The organism is Duganella sp. GW821-FHT07G03, from assembly GCF_059418605.1.
Genome location: NZ_JBWKQE010000002.1, coordinates 127,527 through 143,449, shown reverse-complemented (window position 1 = coordinate 143,449; position 15,923 = coordinate 127,527). Strand labels below are relative to the sequence as shown.

General features: G+C 64.9%; 17 protein-coding genes. 5 read left to right on the top strand and 12 right to left on the bottom strand.

The genetic code is table 11. The features are described 5' to 3' along the window. Nucleotides 1–111: 111 nt before the first annotated feature. Together purM and AC07OK_RS04515 are read left to right on the top strand one after the other, a co-directional pair. Nucleotides 112–1,155 carry a phosphoribosylformylglycinamidine cyclo-ligase gene (gene purM / locus AC07OK_RS04520; RefSeq protein ID WP_494689156.1) on the top strand — a complete coding sequence of 348 codons (1,044 nt, stop codon included), beginning with the start codon at nucleotides 112–114 and terminating at the stop codon, nucleotides 1,153–1,155. A gap of 73 nt (nucleotides 1,156–1,228) precedes the next feature. Further along, the gene (locus tag AC07OK_RS04515; RefSeq protein ID WP_494689155.1) at nucleotides 1,229–2,428 is read left to right on the top strand and encodes an alkaline phosphatase family protein; all 1,200 of its coding nucleotides are present in this window, start codon (nucleotides 1,229–1,231) and stop codon (nucleotides 2,426–2,428) included. Between the two features lie 35 nt (nucleotides 2,429–2,463). Here AC07OK_RS04515 and AC07OK_RS04510 read toward each other — a convergent pair whose 3' ends face one another. Together AC07OK_RS04510 and AC07OK_RS04505 are read right to left on the bottom strand one after the other, a co-directional pair. Further along, complete coding sequence (locus AC07OK_RS04510; protein ID WP_494689154.1) at nucleotides 2,464–2,856, bottom strand: STY0301 family protein; 393 nt, start codon at nucleotides 2,854–2,856, stop codon at nucleotides 2,464–2,466. Next, a complete protein-coding gene (locus AC07OK_RS04505; RefSeq protein ID WP_494689153.1) occupies nucleotides 2,853–3,221 on the bottom strand; it encodes a BPSL0067 family protein in 369 nt (122 codons plus the stop codon). Before AC07OK_RS04505 ends, AC07OK_RS04510 begins: the two co-directional genes overlap by 4 nt. Before the next feature lie 182 nt (nucleotides 3,222–3,403). On the opposite strand from AC07OK_RS04505, the gene mntA reads away from it, so the two are divergent. Continuing rightward, nucleotides 3,404–3,811: a type VII toxin-antitoxin system MntA family adenylyltransferase antitoxin gene (gene mntA / locus AC07OK_RS04500; protein ID WP_494689152.1), complete on the top strand. Its 408-nt coding sequence runs from the start codon at nucleotides 3,404–3,406 to the stop codon at nucleotides 3,809–3,811. A gap of 23 nt (nucleotides 3,812–3,834) precedes the next feature. On the opposite strand, the gene AC07OK_RS04495 is transcribed toward mntA, so the two are convergent. After that, entirely contained in the window at nucleotides 3,835–4,167 is a 333-nt protein-coding gene (locus AC07OK_RS04495; RefSeq protein ID WP_494689151.1) for a type II toxin-antitoxin system RelE/ParE family toxin, read from the bottom strand. 83 nt (nucleotides 4,168–4,250) lie between these two features. Between AC07OK_RS04495 and AC07OK_RS04490 the strand changes: the two genes are divergently transcribed. Continuing rightward, a complete protein-coding gene (locus tag AC07OK_RS04490; RefSeq protein ID WP_494689150.1) occupies nucleotides 4,251–4,547 on the top strand; it encodes a HigA family addiction module antitoxin in 297 nt (98 codons plus the stop codon). A gap of 30 nt (nucleotides 4,548–4,577) precedes the next feature. On the opposite strand, the gene AC07OK_RS04485 is transcribed toward AC07OK_RS04490, so the two are convergent. Continuing rightward, the gene (locus tag AC07OK_RS04485) at nucleotides 4,578–4,832 is read right to left on the bottom strand and encodes a hypothetical protein (RefSeq protein ID WP_494689149.1); all 255 of its coding nucleotides are present in this window, start codon (nucleotides 4,830–4,832) and stop codon (nucleotides 4,578–4,580) included. Nucleotides 4,833–5,063: 231 nt separating this feature from the next. Here AC07OK_RS04485 and AC07OK_RS04480 point away from each other — a divergent pair, with 231 nt between their 5' ends. Beyond that, a complete protein-coding gene (locus AC07OK_RS04480) occupies nucleotides 5,064–5,546 on the top strand; it encodes a tetratricopeptide repeat protein (RefSeq protein WP_494689148.1) in 483 nt (160 codons plus the stop codon). Between the two features lie 8 nt (nucleotides 5,547–5,554). Here AC07OK_RS04480 and AC07OK_RS04475 read toward each other — a convergent pair whose 3' ends face one another. From AC07OK_RS04475 to AC07OK_RS04440, 8 genes are all read right to left on the bottom strand, one after another. After that, a complete protein-coding gene (locus tag AC07OK_RS04475) occupies nucleotides 5,555–5,812 on the bottom strand; it encodes a hypothetical protein (RefSeq protein ID WP_494689147.1) in 258 nt (85 codons plus the stop codon). Between the two features lie 30 nt (nucleotides 5,813–5,842). Further along, entirely contained in the window at nucleotides 5,843–7,057 is a 1,215-nt protein-coding gene (locus AC07OK_RS04470; protein ID WP_494689146.1) for a 6-phosphofructokinase, read from the bottom strand. Between the two features lie 66 nt (nucleotides 7,058–7,123). After that, nucleotides 7,124–9,115 (bottom strand): alpha/beta hydrolase family protein, encoded by a 1,992-nt coding sequence (locus tag AC07OK_RS04465; RefSeq protein ID WP_494689145.1) that lies wholly within the window; start codon nucleotides 9,113–9,115, stop codon nucleotides 7,124–7,126. Next, nucleotides 9,112–11,130: an alpha/beta hydrolase family protein gene (locus tag AC07OK_RS04460; RefSeq protein ID WP_494689144.1), complete on the bottom strand. Its 2,019-nt coding sequence runs from the start codon at nucleotides 11,128–11,130 to the stop codon at nucleotides 9,112–9,114. Before AC07OK_RS04460 ends, AC07OK_RS04465 begins: the two co-directional genes overlap by 4 nt. Nucleotides 11,131–11,202: 72 nt before the next feature. Continuing rightward, complete coding sequence (locus AC07OK_RS04455; RefSeq protein WP_494689143.1) at nucleotides 11,203–13,257, bottom strand: sodium:solute symporter family protein; 2,055 nt, start codon at nucleotides 13,255–13,257, stop codon at nucleotides 11,203–11,205. Beyond that, nucleotides 13,254–13,532: a DUF4212 domain-containing protein gene (locus AC07OK_RS04450; RefSeq protein WP_494689142.1), complete on the bottom strand. Its 279-nt coding sequence runs from the start codon at nucleotides 13,530–13,532 to the stop codon at nucleotides 13,254–13,256. The genes AC07OK_RS04455 and AC07OK_RS04450 overlap by 4 nt, the downstream gene beginning before the upstream one ends. Before the next feature lie 2 nt (nucleotides 13,533–13,534). Further along, nucleotides 13,535–15,067 (bottom strand): sensor histidine kinase, encoded by a 1,533-nt coding sequence (locus AC07OK_RS04445; protein WP_494689141.1) that lies wholly within the window; start codon nucleotides 15,065–15,067, stop codon nucleotides 13,535–13,537. After that, nucleotides 15,064–15,744, bottom strand: coding sequence for a response regulator (locus tag AC07OK_RS04440; protein WP_217944995.1), 681 nt, complete (start codon nucleotides 15,742–15,744; stop codon nucleotides 15,064–15,066). Before AC07OK_RS04440 ends, AC07OK_RS04445 begins: the two co-directional genes overlap by 4 nt. Nucleotides 15,745–15,923 lie beyond the last annotated feature (179 nt).

Sequence of the window (15,923 nt, the reverse complement as noted above, 5' to 3'; positions counted from 1 at the left end):
AAAATAGCGGATTGACCGGGTTGTTGTGCAGCTTTTTGCGCATTTTCGTATCTTTTTATTACGAAACAGGTCTCCGCCTTCTATTTTACCGCCTCCGCTGCGAAATACACCATGAGCCAAACTTCTAATGTTTCCCTGTCCTACCGTGACGCCGGCGTCGATATCGACGCAGGCGACGCTTTAGTCGAAGCGATCAAGCCTTTTGCCAAGCGCACCATGCGCGAAGGCGTGATGGGCGGCTTGGGCGGTTTCGGCGCCATGTTCGAGATCAGCAAGAAGTACAAGGAGCCGGTCCTGGTCTCTGGTACCGACGGCGTGGGCACCAAGCTGAAACTGGCGTTCGAGCTGAACCGCCACGACACGGTCGGCATCGACCTGGTCGCGATGAGCGTCAACGACATCCTGGTGCAGGGCGCCGAGCCGCTGTTCTTCCTCGACTACTTCGCCTGCGGCAAGCTGGACGTGGCCATCGCCACCGATGTCATCAAGGGCATCGCCCAGGGTTGCGAACAAGCCGGTTGCGCGCTGATCGGCGGCGAAACGGCGGAAATGCCATCCATGTACCCGGCCGGTGAATACGACCTGGCCGGCTTCGCGGTCGGCGCGGTGGAAAAGTCGGCCATCATCGACGGCACCAAGATCGCTCCGGGCGACGTCATCCTGGGCCTGGCCTCGTCGGGCGTGCACTCCAACGGCTACTCGCTGGTGCGCAAGATCATCGAAGTGGCCAAGCCGGACCTGGAAGGCGACTTCCACGGCCGCAAGCTGGCCGACGTGCTGATGCAGCCTACCCGCATCTACGTCAAGCCGCTGCTGGCGCTGATGGCCTCGATGGAAGTCAAGGGCATGGTGCACATCACCGGCGGCGGCCTGGTCGAGAACATCCCGCGCGTGCTGCAGCCTGGCCTGGTGGCCGAGCTGGACGGCAAATCGTGGACCATGCCTCCGCTGTTCACCTGGCTGCAACAGCACGGCGGCGTCGCCGACGCTGAAATGCACCGCGTGTTCAACTGCGGCATCGGCATGACCGTCATCGTGTCGAAGGAAAACGCGGCCGCCGCCATCGCCCAGCTGGAAGCGGCCGGCGAGACCGTCTACACCATCGGCGCCATCCGCGCCCGCGTTGGCGACGAACACCAGACCATCGTTGTTTAAGCGATAGTTATTTCTCTAAAAGCGGACCACGCCCCGGCGTCGTCCGCTTTTTTTATGCCTGGACCCCTGAACCATGAAACCGAACTTGAAAAAATTGCTGTTGCTGCTGGCCGTGAGCTGCTGCGCGGCGGCCTACGCCACGCCGTTGACGATCCTGGTGTCGATCGACGGCATGCGTCCCGATTACCTGGACCGCGGCGTCACGCCCAACCTGAACCGGCTGGCCGCCGGCGGCGCGCGCGCGGTGGCGATGCGGCCGTCGTTCCCCTCGATTACCTTTCCGAATCACTACACGCTGGTGACCGGGTTGCGGCCCGACCATCATGGCGTGGTCGACAACAATATGGAAGACGCGACGATCCCCGGCGTGCGCTTCAGCCTGGACAATGCAGCCGCCGTCACCGACCGCCGCTGGTGGGACCAGGCCGAGCCGGTGTGGGTGACGGCCGAGTTGCACGGCATCCGTTCCGGCACCATGTTCTGGCCCGGTTCGGAAGCGGCGATCCACGGCGTGCAGCCGACGGTGGCGCCGCAGTTCGACGGCAAGCTGCCGGCGTCCGGGCGCACCGAGCGGCTGTTGTCGTGGCTGGGGCGTGCGGACGTCGAACCGCTGGGCTTCGCGACCTTGTACTTTGATGATGTCGACCATGCCGGCCACACTTACGGTCCCGCCGCCGAGCAGACCACGGTCGCCGTGGCGCTGGTGGACCAGGCCGTCGGCCAGCTGCTGGACGGGCTGGCCAGGCGCCACCTGGAGGCCAACATCGTCATCGTTTCCGATCACGGCATGGCGCCGGTGAGCCTCGAACGTGTGGTGCGCATGGACCGGCTGCTGCCGGAGGGCAGCTACCGCAAGGTGGTCAGCGGTCCGTATGCCGGCATGGAAGCGATGCCCGGCCGCGAGGAGCAGCTGGCCGCCGCGCTGCTCAAGCCGCAGCAGCACATGCAGTGCTGGCGCAAGGGTGAGCTGCCGGCGCGGCTGGCGTATGGACGCAACGCGCGCGTGCCGGCCTTTATCTGCCTGGCCGAAATGGGCTGGGTGCTGACCTTCGCCGACATGGCGAGCATGAAGGGCGGCGCGCACGGCTACGACAACGCGGCGCCGGAGATGGGCGCCATCTTCATCGCCGCCGGCCCGGCCTTCAAGCCGGGCGTGGTGCTGCCGGCGTTCGACAACGTCGACGTTTACCCGCTGCTGATGCGCCTGCTGAACCTGGCGCCGCTGCCGTCCGACGGCGACATCACGCCGCTGCTGCCGGCCTTGGCGCCGTAGTGTCGCTGCGGCGGACCGGTTGGGCTTTCCGCAGGCTATCTACAAGAAAAAATAAACAAGCGGTCCGCTTGGCTTGAGGTTGCCGTGCAGCGCTTCACCGCTGGCGCCTCTATTCTCAAAAAACGCTCGGTGCCGCTGAACAGGCAATCAAACTTGTAGGCGTATTTTGGTGCGTCGGTGTTCATGCGCCATGTTTGCAGGAGCTTGCCATCGCGCTCGTGTTCCTCGTCTGGCGCCATGATGGGCAAAGGGCCGGTGTCATCAAGCTTTTCACCGGCTGGATGGGACAGTACTCGCACCGATTCAAGCTTGGCATTTCCCAAGCCCCATGAACTGGGGGCGAAAGCAGGGCAGGCCAACGGCTTGGCAAGCGCAGGCGCCATCATGAAAAGCGCTGCTGCCGCAAAAAGACGGAGTGCGGTATTCATTCGACGACCGAATAGAGTTCTGGCCGCTGTGCCGCACCGATCTTGCCTGACCGGCCAAAGCGGATGATGCGTTCCACCGGCTTATGCGTGCGCCACTGATCAAAGACCACGATGCCGCCAGGGATCGCCTTGACGAAAATAGCTGCGTGATTGCCGTGTGCATGGTTTTGGTATCTGCCTTTGACGAACGTGGCGATAACAGTGCCAGAGGCTATTCGGCTGGACTTCACTAACTCAGCCACCTTTTCGCCTTCAGACCATAACGATGCCGCCGGCGCGTTGGAAAATGCCTTCACCAAGGTTACGCATTGGCCATTGCCAACCAACTCTTTTTGATCTGCATAATTGCGGGCGATGTAGGGCATGATGAGCTCCTCTGACTGGGAACTCAAATCCTAGCGTGGCAGTGTAATTTGGTCTTGAGCTAAGTTAATTTAAGCCGTGCCTGCTTGCCTTGGGCCGGTGGCGTCGATGGCGACATCACACCGCTGCTGCCGACCCTCGCCGTGGTGTAAGCTGTAGCCGGATACCGACAGTAGGAGTGGCTATGAACGCGAGTATTTTCGAGCAGGATATTGTGTCCGCGTTGCGCCAGCGGCTGCCCTCGCTACTGGCCATCTACCTGTTCGGCAGTCGCGCGACGGGACATGCAGGCACGGACAGCGACCTTGATCTTGCGGTGCTGGTCGAGGGCAAGCTTGAACCACTGGCGACATGGGAACTGGCGCAATCGCTGGCCGATACGTGTGGTTGCGATGTCGACCTCATCGATCTCCGCGCCGCGTCGACAGTCCTGCAATACCAAGTGATCACCACTGGATCCCGCCTGTGGAACAAAGACGTTCAGGCATCGTTGTACGAGTGCGCCATCCTGAGTCAAAAGACTGAACTGGATACCGCCCGCGCTGGCCTGCTGGAAGACATTGAACGCGAGGGGTGCGTATATGGCCGATGATGTAGGCCATGACGCATCGGGAATTAATGGTGTTTCGCGCCACTGCGCCGGTGAAGATCTTCCAAGTCGATATTAGTCAGCTCACCGCTGTATGGATCGCTGCAATCAAAGGTAATGCGCCAATTGGCATTGACCTCTATGCTGTATCGGCAAGCGTGGCCGCTCAATTGCTTGACGTTTTTTGATACGCCAAGGCCGCCACGAACATCATCAAGACTGCGCGCCGTGTGTAGATGGACCAGAATGGCACTTGCGACTTTTGCCCAAGATGCGGAAATGCCACTCGCATCTTTTCCTGCCGAATTCCAAAAACGCAGCAAACCTTTATGTCGGATTTCTTTGGCCTGAAAACTCATGACAGTATCCTCGGCGCGGTTGACGGCGTACGGCTTTGCTTCTACCATGAAAAATCAGGATCCGACTGGTACTGGAGGCGAACATGATCACTATGCACCCCGGCGAATATCTTTTTCTGTCCTATGTCGAACCGCACAAAATTAGCCATGAAGAGTTGGCTGACCGCTTGGGGCTGCTATTGCAGGTAGTGGAAGGTTTGCTTGCCCAAGAAATCGCCTTGACGGCGGAAATGGCGGTACGGCTCGAACTGGTGTTCGATCGATCTGCCATGTCATGGATGGATATGCAGGCTGCACATGACGTGATGCAGGCAAGAAAAAAGGTCGATACCGCTACGGTTCGACCTTTCGTTTTTCCTACCCGAGCAGACGCGGCGTGAGCATCTGAGCCAAGTTAATTCCTGCGGCGCCTACTTGCGCTGTTCCGGCGGTGGCGGCATGCCGCCTTCGGGTACGGCGGCGACGACGTCGCGCATCTTCTTGCAGACGCCTTGAACGTCTTCACTGCGCCGCCCCTTGAATGTGACCTTCGTACTCTCGGCCTTGTCCTTGCAGGCGGCCACCGCTTCGGGCGGCGGCCCTGGCGGCTGGCTGTTCTGGGCCGACGCCGCCCACGAGACGCCGGCCACCGCCGCCAGCAACAACCAGGTTCTAACTGTCTTCATGCCAAGCTCCCGAAATCAATGTACGGCCGCCATTGTCCTTCGGGAGCTTGTTAGAAAACGTCAAGGCCCTGTAAAGTCCGGTAAAACCGAGATCATGACTGCGCGCCGATACGCGCCGCTCAGCGACGTTGAGACGTTTGACAAGGGGCAGCGCAAACACTATAACTGCGAAATCCACGCCTCATGTGCAGTGTCGTTGTACTGGCCCCAAGGGAGAAAGGATTATCCCTCATGGATAATATGCAAATAATTGCCAAGGCGCGCTTGGCGCTTGACCAAGGTGACATTTCAGAGGCATCCCAGCTTCTTGGCCCCTTGGCGGCGAGTGCTGATCCTGAAGCATTATTTCTCTCCTCAACCTTTAGTTTTGCTGATGGCGAGACGGACGAGCAATTTGAAGAGCGGAGTCTTCGTCGTTTGAAACAGTCTGCCGAACTGGGTTATGCGCCGGCTTTATATGCCCTCGGTGTTTGCTACGATACCGGCGATCTGGTCCGCATGGATAAGCTCAAGGCAGGCTATTTTTTTGAATGCGCGGCCAAACTGGGTTACCCCAAGGCGCAATACGAACACGGGCGCAACCTCTACTACGGCTCTCACGGTTTCGACAAAAAAGTTCAGCTGGGTTGGCAACTTGTGCAGGATGCGGCAAATCAGCATGTGGAAGGCGCAATGGAATTCATTCGGAATTTAGCGCCTCCTCCAGGAGCTTGAAGCTGTAATTACTTGCGCGGCTCCGGCGGTGGCGGCATGCCGCCCTCGGGCACGGCAACGACGCCTTCCCGCATCTTCTTGCAGACGCCCTTGACGTCCTCGCCGCGCCGGCCCTTGAACGTCACCTTGACGCCTTCGGCCTTGCCCTTGCAGGCGTCGATCGCTTCCTGCGGCGGGCCGCGCTTGCCGTCGGGCGGCGGTGGTGGCTGGTTGGCGTTCTGCGCCGAGGCGCCCAGTGATGCACCGGCCAGCATGGCCAGCAGCATGCCGCGTTTGAACAGTCCCCTCGTCGTCTCCTATTTCTTCAGAATTTTTTCCACTGGCGACGGCCGCAGGCGGAACGCGTCCGGCATGCCGGAACCCAGCAGCGGGCGCAGGTACAGGCGGAAGGCGTCGGTCACGTCGGTGCCGCTGGCGCTGATGAACTCGTCCTCCATCACGCGCGTCTTGCCGGCCACGTCGGACAGCGCCATCAGCTCGTAGTCGACCGAGTAGAAACCGGTGCGCTTGATCGCCACCGAGCCGTCGCGCCCGCCCCACATGGCAAATTGCACCGCCTTCTCGCCGACCTCGCGCGCTTCGCGCTGGTCCACGTCCGACACGCAGCCGATGAAGGACCGTTGCAGATAGCCGAAGGTGTCGCCGCGCACGCGCTTGATGCCCAGCTTGGCCTTGATCTCGTCGCACAGCAGATCGGCCAGCGCGCCGGTGCCGGACAGCTGCACGTTGCCGTGCGCATCGCGTTCGACCTCCTTGGCCAGCAGGCTGGCGATCGCCTCGCCGGACGCATCGTGGATGCCCTCGGACACGGCGATCACGCAGCGGCCGTAGCGCGCGTAAGTGGCTTTGACGTCGGCCAGGAACTGCTCCAGCGAGAACACCCGTTCCGGCAGGTAGATCAGGTGCGGGCCGTCGTCCGCGAACTTCTTGCCCAGCGCCGAGGCGGCCGTCAGAAAGCCGGCGTGGCGGCCCATCACCACGCCCACGTACACGCCCGGCAGCGCGGCGTTGTCGAGGTTGGCGCCGGCAAACGCCTGCGCGACAAAGCGCGCCGCCGACGGGAAGCCCGGCGTGTGGTCGCTGCCGACCAGATCGTTGTCGATGGTCTTGGGAATGTGGATGCTGCGCAGCGGATAGCCGGCCTGCTGCGCCTGCTCGCTGACGATGCGCACCGTGTCGGACGAATCGTTGCCGCCGATGTAGTAGAACTGCTCGATCTCGTGCGCGCGCAAGACCTTGAAAATTTCCTCGCAATAGGCCAGGTCCGGTTTGTCGCGGGTCGAGCCCAGCGCCGACGACGGCGTGGCCGCCACCAGCTCCAGGTTGTGGCTGGTCTCGCGGGTCAGGTCGACCAGGTCTTCGTTGATGATGCCGCGCACGCCGTGCAGCGCGCCGTAGACGCGGGTGACGTCGCGGAAGCGGCGCGCCTCCAGCACCACCCCCGCCAGCGATTGGTTGATGACGGCGGTCGGCCCGCCTCCCTGTGCGACCAAAATTTTTCCCGACGACATGCGCGCTCCTCCGTATTCGTGACGTTAACGTGACAGGTTTGCTGCAACGAGACTATAGCGCGACTTTCAGCGCGCGCCGAGATTCTTGTCGAGGAATTTCTCCACCCGGGTCCAGAAATCGATGCGGTTCTTCGGCAGCGCCCAGCCGTGGCCTTCTTCCGGGTATTCGATCCACTCGACGTTGGGATTGCCGGCCTTGACCGCATCATAGAACTTCAGCCCGTGCGTGATCGGCACCCGCACGTCGGCGCCGCCATAGGCCAGCAACAGCGGCTGGGTCACGCGCGCGGCCTGGCGCAGCGGCGAGGTGGCCTGCAACTGCGCCGCATCCTTGACGCGGTCGCCGATCAGCGCCGGCATGCCGTACTGCTTCCAGCCCTGCGGCAGGTCGGAGGCGTAGCGCCAGCCGCTGTCGTACAGCAGGTCGATGTCGGTCACGCCGACCCAGTCGATGCCGCAGCGGTACAGCTCGGGATCGTTGATCAGGCCCATCAAGGTGGCGTAGCCGCCGTAGCTGGCGCCGGCGATGCAGATGCGCTTGGGATCGACCGTGCCCTGGGCAATGGCCCAGCGCGTGCCGTCGGCGACGTCGTCCTGCATCTTCAAGCCCCACTGTTTCCAGCCGGCGCGGAAGTGGGCGTCGCCGAAGCCGACGCTGCCGCGAAACTCCGGTTCCAGCACCGCGTAGCCGCGCGTGGCCAGGAACTGGGCGTCGGCGTTCCAGTTCCAGCTGCCGCCGCGCATGAACGGACCGCCGTGCACCAGCACCACCATCGGCAGGTTCTTGTCCTTGCCGCCCGGCGGCAAGGTCAGCCAGGCCGGGATGTCGCGGCCGTCGCGCGCGGCGTAGTGCACCAGCTCGCGGCTGCCCATGTCGGCCGGCTTGATCTGCGGCGCCAGGTTGCCGACTTCGCTCATGCGCTTGCTCTCGGTGTTGAACACCAGCGTGCGCTGCGGCTGCTTGTCCGAATACGACTGCACCAGCACCCACGGGGTTTCCGGCCGGCTGGGCGGGGTGATCAGGTTGATGGTGCCGGGCAGGATGGCGTCCACGGTCTTCTGCAGCGCCTGCATGCCGGCGTCGAACCAGACCGTGCCTTCGGCGTCGCTGTGCACCCGCACGCCCAGCAGGCGGTTGTTGCTGATGACCAGGTGGCCGTGGAAGTCGAATCCTTCCAGCTCCAGCATAGGCCGCTCGGCCAGCTTGTCGCGGACCAGGTCGTAACGGTACAAGGCGCTGCGGTCGCGGCCGGCGCGGCTGGTCACGTACAGCGTGCCGTCCGGGCCGAAGGCCAGCGGATCGAAGCCGCCGGCGCCGCCGGTGTAGGCGTTGAAGCTGGCCAGCGCGCGCCATTGTTCGGTGGCCGGGTCCAGGTAGTGGATGGTTTCGATGTTCTGGTCCAGCGTCTCGACCAGGCGCGGCTGGCCGTGCTGGTCCAGCAGCCAGCCGCGCGCCACGCCGGGATGCTCGACCGCGTGGGTGATGCCGGTGCGCGTGTTCAGCCGCAGCAGGTCCGACGCCATGCGGATGCCGGCGCCGCGGATGTCGGCGTCGGTGACGTAGACGTCGTCGCTGTCCTGCGCGCCGGCCTGGTCGAGCATGAAGGTGTGCCAGGGCAGCAGCTCGCGGCCGCCGTCGCCGTTCTGGAAGAAGGGATTGTTGCGCTTGGCCAGCTGGCGGAAGTGCTTGCCGTCGCGGTCGACCACGAACAGGCCGGGGCCGTAGCGCACATCGCGCTGGGCCACGGTCTTGTCCACCGTGCTGAACAGCAGGCGCTCGTTGTTGATCCAGTGCGCGCGGCCGATGTCGGTGTCGGCGAACTGCGCCACCATGTGCGCGCTCAGGTCGCTCAGGTCGACCACCGCCAGGCCGTCGCGCTTGTCGTTGGCGCCGATGAAGGCGGCCAGGTAGCGGCCGTTGGGCGAGAGCACGGCGCCGTTGAAGGCGGGGTTGTTGAAGAAGCTGGTGATCGGCGGCGGCGGCGGCGGCGGCGCGGCCTGCGCCTGGCAGGCGCTCGCCAGTACGAACAGGCCCAGCAGTTTGCGGACGGCGCTCACTGCGCCGCTCCCGGACCGATATTCTTGTCGAGGAATTTCTCGACGCGGGTCCAGAAGTCGAAGCGGGTTTTCGGCAGCGCCCAGCCGTGGCCTTCGTCCGGGTACTCGACCCACTCGACGTTGGGGTTGGTTTGCTTGACCGCCTGGTAGAACTTGGTGCCGTGCGGCAGCGGCACGCGCATGTCGGCGCCGCCGTAGGCCAGCAGCAGCGGCTGCTTGATGCGGGCCGCCTGCAGCAGCGGCGAGGTGGCCTTCAGCTGCTCGGCGTCCTTGACCGGGTCGCCGACCAGGTCGAGCATGCCGTACTGGCGCCAGCCGTCCGAGAAGTCCGACGTGTAGGCCCAGTGGCCGTCATGCATCAGCTTGATGTCGGTGACGCCGGCCCAGTCGATGCCGCATTGATAGAGGTCGGGGTCGTTGATCAGGCCCATCAAGGTGGCGTAGCCGCCGTAGCTGGCGCCGGCGATGCAGATGCGCTTGGCGTCGGCGGTGCCCTGGGCGATGGCCCAGCGGGCGCCGTCGGCGATATCGTCCTGCATCTTCAAGCCCCATTGCTTCCAGCCGGCGCGGTAGTGGCGCACGCCGAAGCCGCGGCTGCCGCGGTATTCCGGCTCCAGCACCGCGTAGCCGCGCGAGGCCAGGAATTGCGAGTCCGGCTCCCACGCCAGGTCGCCGCCGCGCACATACGGGCCGCCGTGCACCAGCACCACCAGCGGCAGCTTCTTGCCGCTGCCTTGCGGTAAGGTCAGCCAGGCCGGGATGTCGAGGCCGTCGCGCGCCTTGTAGTGCACCATGGTCTTGTGCGCCATCTGGGTCGGCTTGATGGCCGGGTAGCTGGCGCCGACGGCGGTCAGCTGCTGGCTGTCGCGGTTGTACAGGAAGGTGCGCGACGGCCACACGTCGCTGAAGGAATGCACCAGCACCCACGGCGCCTGTGGCCGCGACGGCGGCGTCAGCAGGTTGATGGTGTTGGGCAGCATGGTGTCTATCTTTTCCTGCATGGCCTTCATGGCCGCGTCGAACCAGACGGTGCCGGCGGCGTCGGTCTGGTAGCGCACGCCCAGCATCGTGTGCTGGTCCATGATCAGGTGGCCGCCGAAGTCGTAGCCGTCGAGCTTGACGATGGGCTGCTCGGAGACGGTGTTGGTGGCGAGGTTGTAGCTGTGCACCGCCGCGTGGTCGCTGTGATGGTTGACGACCACGTACAGCGTGCCGTCCGGCCCGAACGCCAGCGGCCTGAAGGCGCCCTTGCCGCCGGTGTAGCTGTCGAAGCCGGTCAGCTTGCGCCAGGCGCTGGTGGCCGGATCGCGGTACCAGATTTCGCTGGTGCGGTCTTTCGAGGTGACGGTCAGGCGCGGCTCGCCCTTGTTGTCCAGCAGCCAGGTCATGCTGTCGCCGGGACGGGCGATGGTGCTGGCCACGCGGCCGGTGAGCGTGTTGATGCGTTGCAGGTCGACGTAGTCCAGCTGGCCGGGGCCGCTGATGCTCTTGTTGAGCACGTACATATACTCGGAATCCTGCGGGCCGTCCTGGTCCAGCATGAAGGTGTGCCAGGGCAGCAGCTCGCGCAGGTGTGTAGCGCCGGGGCCGCCGCTGATGAAGGGCTGGCCGATGCGCATGACCAGCTGGCGGAAGGCGCTGCCGTCGCGGTTGATCGCGTACAGGCCGGGCGCGTAGCGTTGGTCGCCCTGGGCCAGCGTATGGTCGGCGGCGGTGAAGGCCAGGCGCTCGTCGTTAATCCACTGGAACTGGCCGATGTCGGCGTCGCTGAAGTTGCCCACCACCTTGACCGAGTTCGTGCCCAGTTCGACCACGGCCAGGCGGTCGCGCTTGTCCTTGGAGCCGACCTTGACGGCCAGGTATTTGCCGCTGGGCGAAAGCAGCGCGTCGCTGAACTCGGGATTGCCGAAAAAGTCCTCGACCGAGGGGCGGGCCGGCGGCGCGTCGGCGGCCTGGACGGCATGGAGGGATAGTCCGATGGCGCAGGCCAGCAGCAGGATGGTGCGTAGTTTCATGGGCGGTCTCGAAATAAGCTGTGCCGGCACAATAGCATCAAGTTATCAAATCCGCCACATGCGCAGTGTATCTTAACGTTCCGGCGCCCGGATGTAGTCGACCAGCGCGCCGGTCGCGCGGTCGGGCGCGGGCGTGAGCAGGCTGACCGCGAGCATCGTCAGCAGCCCGGCCGGCACGCCGAAGATGCCGGCCGAGATGGGCGCGATGTGGAACCATTGGCCGGCCGCGCTGCCGCCCAGGATGGGATTGGCGTGCAACATGTAGTACAGGCAGACCGCGAAGCCGGTCGCCATGCCGGCCACCGCGCCCTGGTAGTTGGCGCGCTTCCAGAACACGCCCAGCACCAGCGCCGGAAACAGCGCCGAGGCCGCCAGCGAGAAGGCCGCGCCCACCAGCGACAGGATGTCGCCCGGCTTTTGCGAGGCGCCATACGCGGCGATGAAGGCCACGCCCAGCAGCAGCAGCTTGGAGATGGTGACCCGCTTCTGGGTCGAGGCGCTGCGGTCGACCAGCTTGTAGTAGATGTCGTGCGACAGCGCGTTGGAGATCGCCAGCAGCAAGCCGTCGGCGGTCGACAGCGCGGCGGCCAGGCCGCCCGCCGCCACCAGGCCCGACACCACGTAGGGCAGGCCGGCGATTTCCGGCGTGGCCAGCACCAGCACGTCGGCGTCGATGGTGATCTCGGCCAGTTGCACGATGCCGTCGTGGTTGATGTCGCTGATGCCGAACAGCGGATTGGCCTTGTCCACATTGGCCCAGTACGACACCCAGTTGGGCAGGTGCGCGTAGTCGCTGCCGACCAGCGCGCTGTAGATGTCGTACTTGACCAGCACCGCCAGCGCCGGAATGGTCAGGTAGATCAGCAGGATGAAGAACAGCGTCCAGAACACCGACACCCGGGTGTCGTGCACCGACGGCGTGGTGTAGGAACGCATCAGGATGTGCGGCAGCGCGGCCGTGCCCAGCATCAGGCAGAACACCAGCGCCAGGAAGTTGTTGCGCTTGATGTCCGAGCTTTCCGGATCGCCGGGGTAGGGCGTGGCGTGCGGCGTGATCGGTTCGGCGCGGGCCAGGTTCAGCGCGCGCGCCTCGGCCCAGTCATGCGCCGCCTCGTCGGCGCTTTTCGGATAGGCGATCAGGGCCCGCTCGGCGCTGCGGATCTCCAGCAGCGAAGCATTGCGCAGCTTGACGCGGTCGAGCGCGCGCTGGACCTCGGCGCGGCCGGCCTCCCACGACGCCGGCAGGCTGCGGATGCGGGCGTCGAAATCGGCGGCGCGCTGGCGGAAGATGGCGCGCACCTCGGCCTCTTTCGGATCGTTTTGCAGCACGTTCTCGCGCGCGCTCAGCTTGGGCAGCAGCTTGCCGTAGGCCAGCTGCGGGATCGGATTGTCGGTGTGCTTGCCGGACAGCCAGACCGCCGGCATCAGGAAGGCCACCAGGATGATGATGTACTGCGCCACCTGGGTCCAGGTGATGGCGCGCATGCCGCCGAGGAAGGAGCACACCAGGATGCTGGCCAGGCCGAGGAAGATGCCGACCGAGAAATCGACGCCGGTGAAGCGCGAGGCGATCAGCCCGACCGCGTAGATCTGCGCCACCACGTAGGTGAAGGAGACGATGATGGTGGCGCAGACCGCCAGGATGCGCACCGCGCGCCCGCCGCGGCCGTCGCCGTCGCCGCCGCCGTAGCGGGCCGCCAGGAAATCGGGAATGGTGTACTGGCTGAACTTGCGCAGATAGGGCGCGATCAGCAGCGCCACCAGGCAGTAGCCGCCGGTCCAGCCCATGATGTAGGCCAGGCCGTCGAAGCCGTGCAGGTACAGGCCGCCGGCCAGGCTGATGAAGCTGGCGGCGGAGATCCAGTCGGCGGCGGTGGCCATGCCGTTGAACATGGCCGGCACGCGCCGCCCGGCCACATAGTATTCGAGCACGTTGGAGGTGCGGCTGAGCACGCCGATCGACGCGTACAGCACGATGGTGGCGAACATGAACAGGTAGCCGATCCAGTTGCGCGACATGCCCTCCTGCTCCAGCACCGACAGCGCGACCAGGAAGCAGGCCAAGCCGGCCGTGAACAGCAGGTAGTAGCTGCGCAGGCGCTGGAAGAAGCTGCGGGTGGCTTTCATGCGCGCGTATCCAGCGGCTGCGGCGCGGCGGCGCGGTCGAGCTTGCGCATGCGCCAGGCGTAGACGGCCAGGATGGCCAGGTAGACCAGCGACGCGCCCTGCGCCGCCAGATAGAACGACAGCGGCCAGCCGAACACGCTCAGGCCGGCCAGCTCGCGCGCGAAGTAGGCGGCGCAGAAGCCGGTCGCCAGCCAGACCAGCAGCAGGATGGCGGTCAGGCGGCGCGTCTTGTGCCAGTGTTGTTCGCGGCTGAGTGGGGCGGCGGGTTTATCCATTGTTATCCATAGTACGGCGGCTCGCCTTCCTGTTGCGGCGGACGCGGCGGCAGCGGCAAGGTCAGCCGGAACAGCGCGCCCGGCAACTTGGACTGCTGCGCGCGCGGGTTGTTGTAGATGTCGACTTCGGCGCCGTGCTGCTGGGCGATCTCGCGCACGATGGCCAGGCCCAGGCCGCTGCCCTCGGCCTTGTTGCCGAGGATGCGGTAGAAGCGCTCGAACACCCGCGCGCGTTCGGCCTGGGCGATGCCCGGCCCGGTGTCCTCGACTTCCAGGTAGCCGTGTTCCTCGTCGCGCCGCACCCGCACCGTGACGCTGCCGCCGGCCGGCGTGTAGCGCAGCGCGTTGTCGATCAGGTTGGACAGCAGCTCGCGCAGCATGGTCGGATTGCCGACGATGTGCACCGGCTGGACCGGCGCCTCGTAGCCCAGGTCGATGCTCTGCGCGAACGAGGCCGGCACCCAGTCCTGCACCACGCCGCGCGCCAGCTCCGACAGTTCCAGCGGCAGCATGGCGGTGCCGGCCTGCGGCTGGTTCTCGGCGCGGGCCAGGGCCAGCAATTGATTGACCAGGCGGGTGGCCGCCTCCGAGCTCTTGGCCAGCTGCTCCAGCGAGCGGTGGATTTCGCCGCTGTCGGTTTGGCGCAGCGCCAGCTCGGACTGCATGCGCATGCCCGCCAGCGGCGTGCGCATCTGGTGCGCGGCGTCGGCGATGAAGCGCTTCTGCATCTCGATCGACAGCGACAGCCGCGCCAGCATGTCGTTGAGTGAATTGACCAGCGGCGAGATTTCCTCCGGCACCTGGTTGGAGGCGATCGGGCTCAGGTCGTCCGAGCTGCGCGCGCGTATCCGCTCCTGCAACTGCGCCAGCGGCGACAGCCCGCGCGACAGCGCAAACCACACCAGGGCCAGCACGATGGGCAGGATGATGAACTGCGGCAGGATCACGCCCTTGATGATGGCGTTGGCCAGCTGGCCGCGCTTTTCCAGCGTCTCGGCCACCTGCACCAGCGCCAGCTGCTCGTCGCCGCTGTTGTGCTCCAGCCGCACGTAGGCGTAGGCCACGCGCACCGGCGTGCCGTGCATGGTGTCGTTGCGGAAGCGCACGCTGCCGCGCGGCTTGTCGTCCTCGTCGATGACCGGCGGCGGCAGGTCGCGGTCGCCGTCGACGAGTTCGCCGCGCGGGCCCTGGATCTGGAAGTAGACGTTGTCGACATCGTCGGCGCGCAGGATGTCGCGGGCCGGGCCGGACAGTCCCTTGATGACCTTGCCGTCCACCGCGCGCACCTGCTGCGCCAGCACGGTGACGCTGTCTTCCAGCGCATGGTCGAACGGCTGGTTGGCGATGGACTTGGCCACCAGGTAGGTGATCGCGATGCTCATCGGCCACAGCAGCAGCAACGGCGCCAGCATCCAGTCCAGGATCTCGCCGAACAGCGAGTGCTGGATGCCTTCGTCCGCCTCGGGCGCCGGCGGCTGGTATTCCAGATCCTTGGCCAGATCCGGCTGCGCTGGCGGTGCGGCCGGCGGTGTCACTTGGGCGCGTCCGTATATTTTTCGAGACAGTAGCCGAGGCCGCGCACGGTGGCGATGCGGATGCCGCCGATCTCGATCTTCTTGCGCAGCCGGTGCACATAGACCTCGATGGCGTTGTTGCTCACTTCCTCGCCCCATTCGCACAGGTGGTCGACCAGCTGTTCCTTGGACACCAGCCGGCCGCTGCGCGCCAGCAGGATTTCCAGCAGGCCCAGTTCGCGCGCCGACAGGTCCAGCATCTGCTCGTTGATGTAGGCGCTGCGGCCGACCTGGTCGTAGCTCAGCGGCCCGTGCCTGACCACGGTGGCGCCGCCGCCGGCGCCGCGCCGGGTCAGCGCCCGCACCCGCGCCTCCAGCTCGGACAGCGCGAAGGGCTTGGCCATGTAGTCGTCGGCGCCGAGGTCGAGGCCGTTGACGCGCTGCTCGATCGAGTCGGCCGCCGTCAAGATCAGCACCGGCAGCAGCGAGGCGCGCGCGCGCAGGCGGCGCAGCACCTCCAGCCCGGACAGCTTGGGCAGGCCCAGGTCGAGGATCAGCAGGTCGAATTCCTGGGTGGACAGGGCGGTGTCGGCTTCCTGGCCGTTGCTGACGCAATCGATGGCGTAGCCGGACTGGCGCAGCGAGCGGGTCAGGCCGTCGGCCAGCACGCTGTCGTCCTCGGCAAGTAAAATTCGCATTATGTAGACACTCCAACACTCCGGCTGCAGAAGATTCTATTGTGTTTCATTTTGCGCAAGGTGGCGAGTTTTTGTGCAATCTCAAAATTGTTTAAAAATCGTGCTTGCATTAAGCACTGTTTTTTTATACAGTGCTGCCTGTACCGACGAATTTGCACCCACCTACTGGTTGAAAGAAC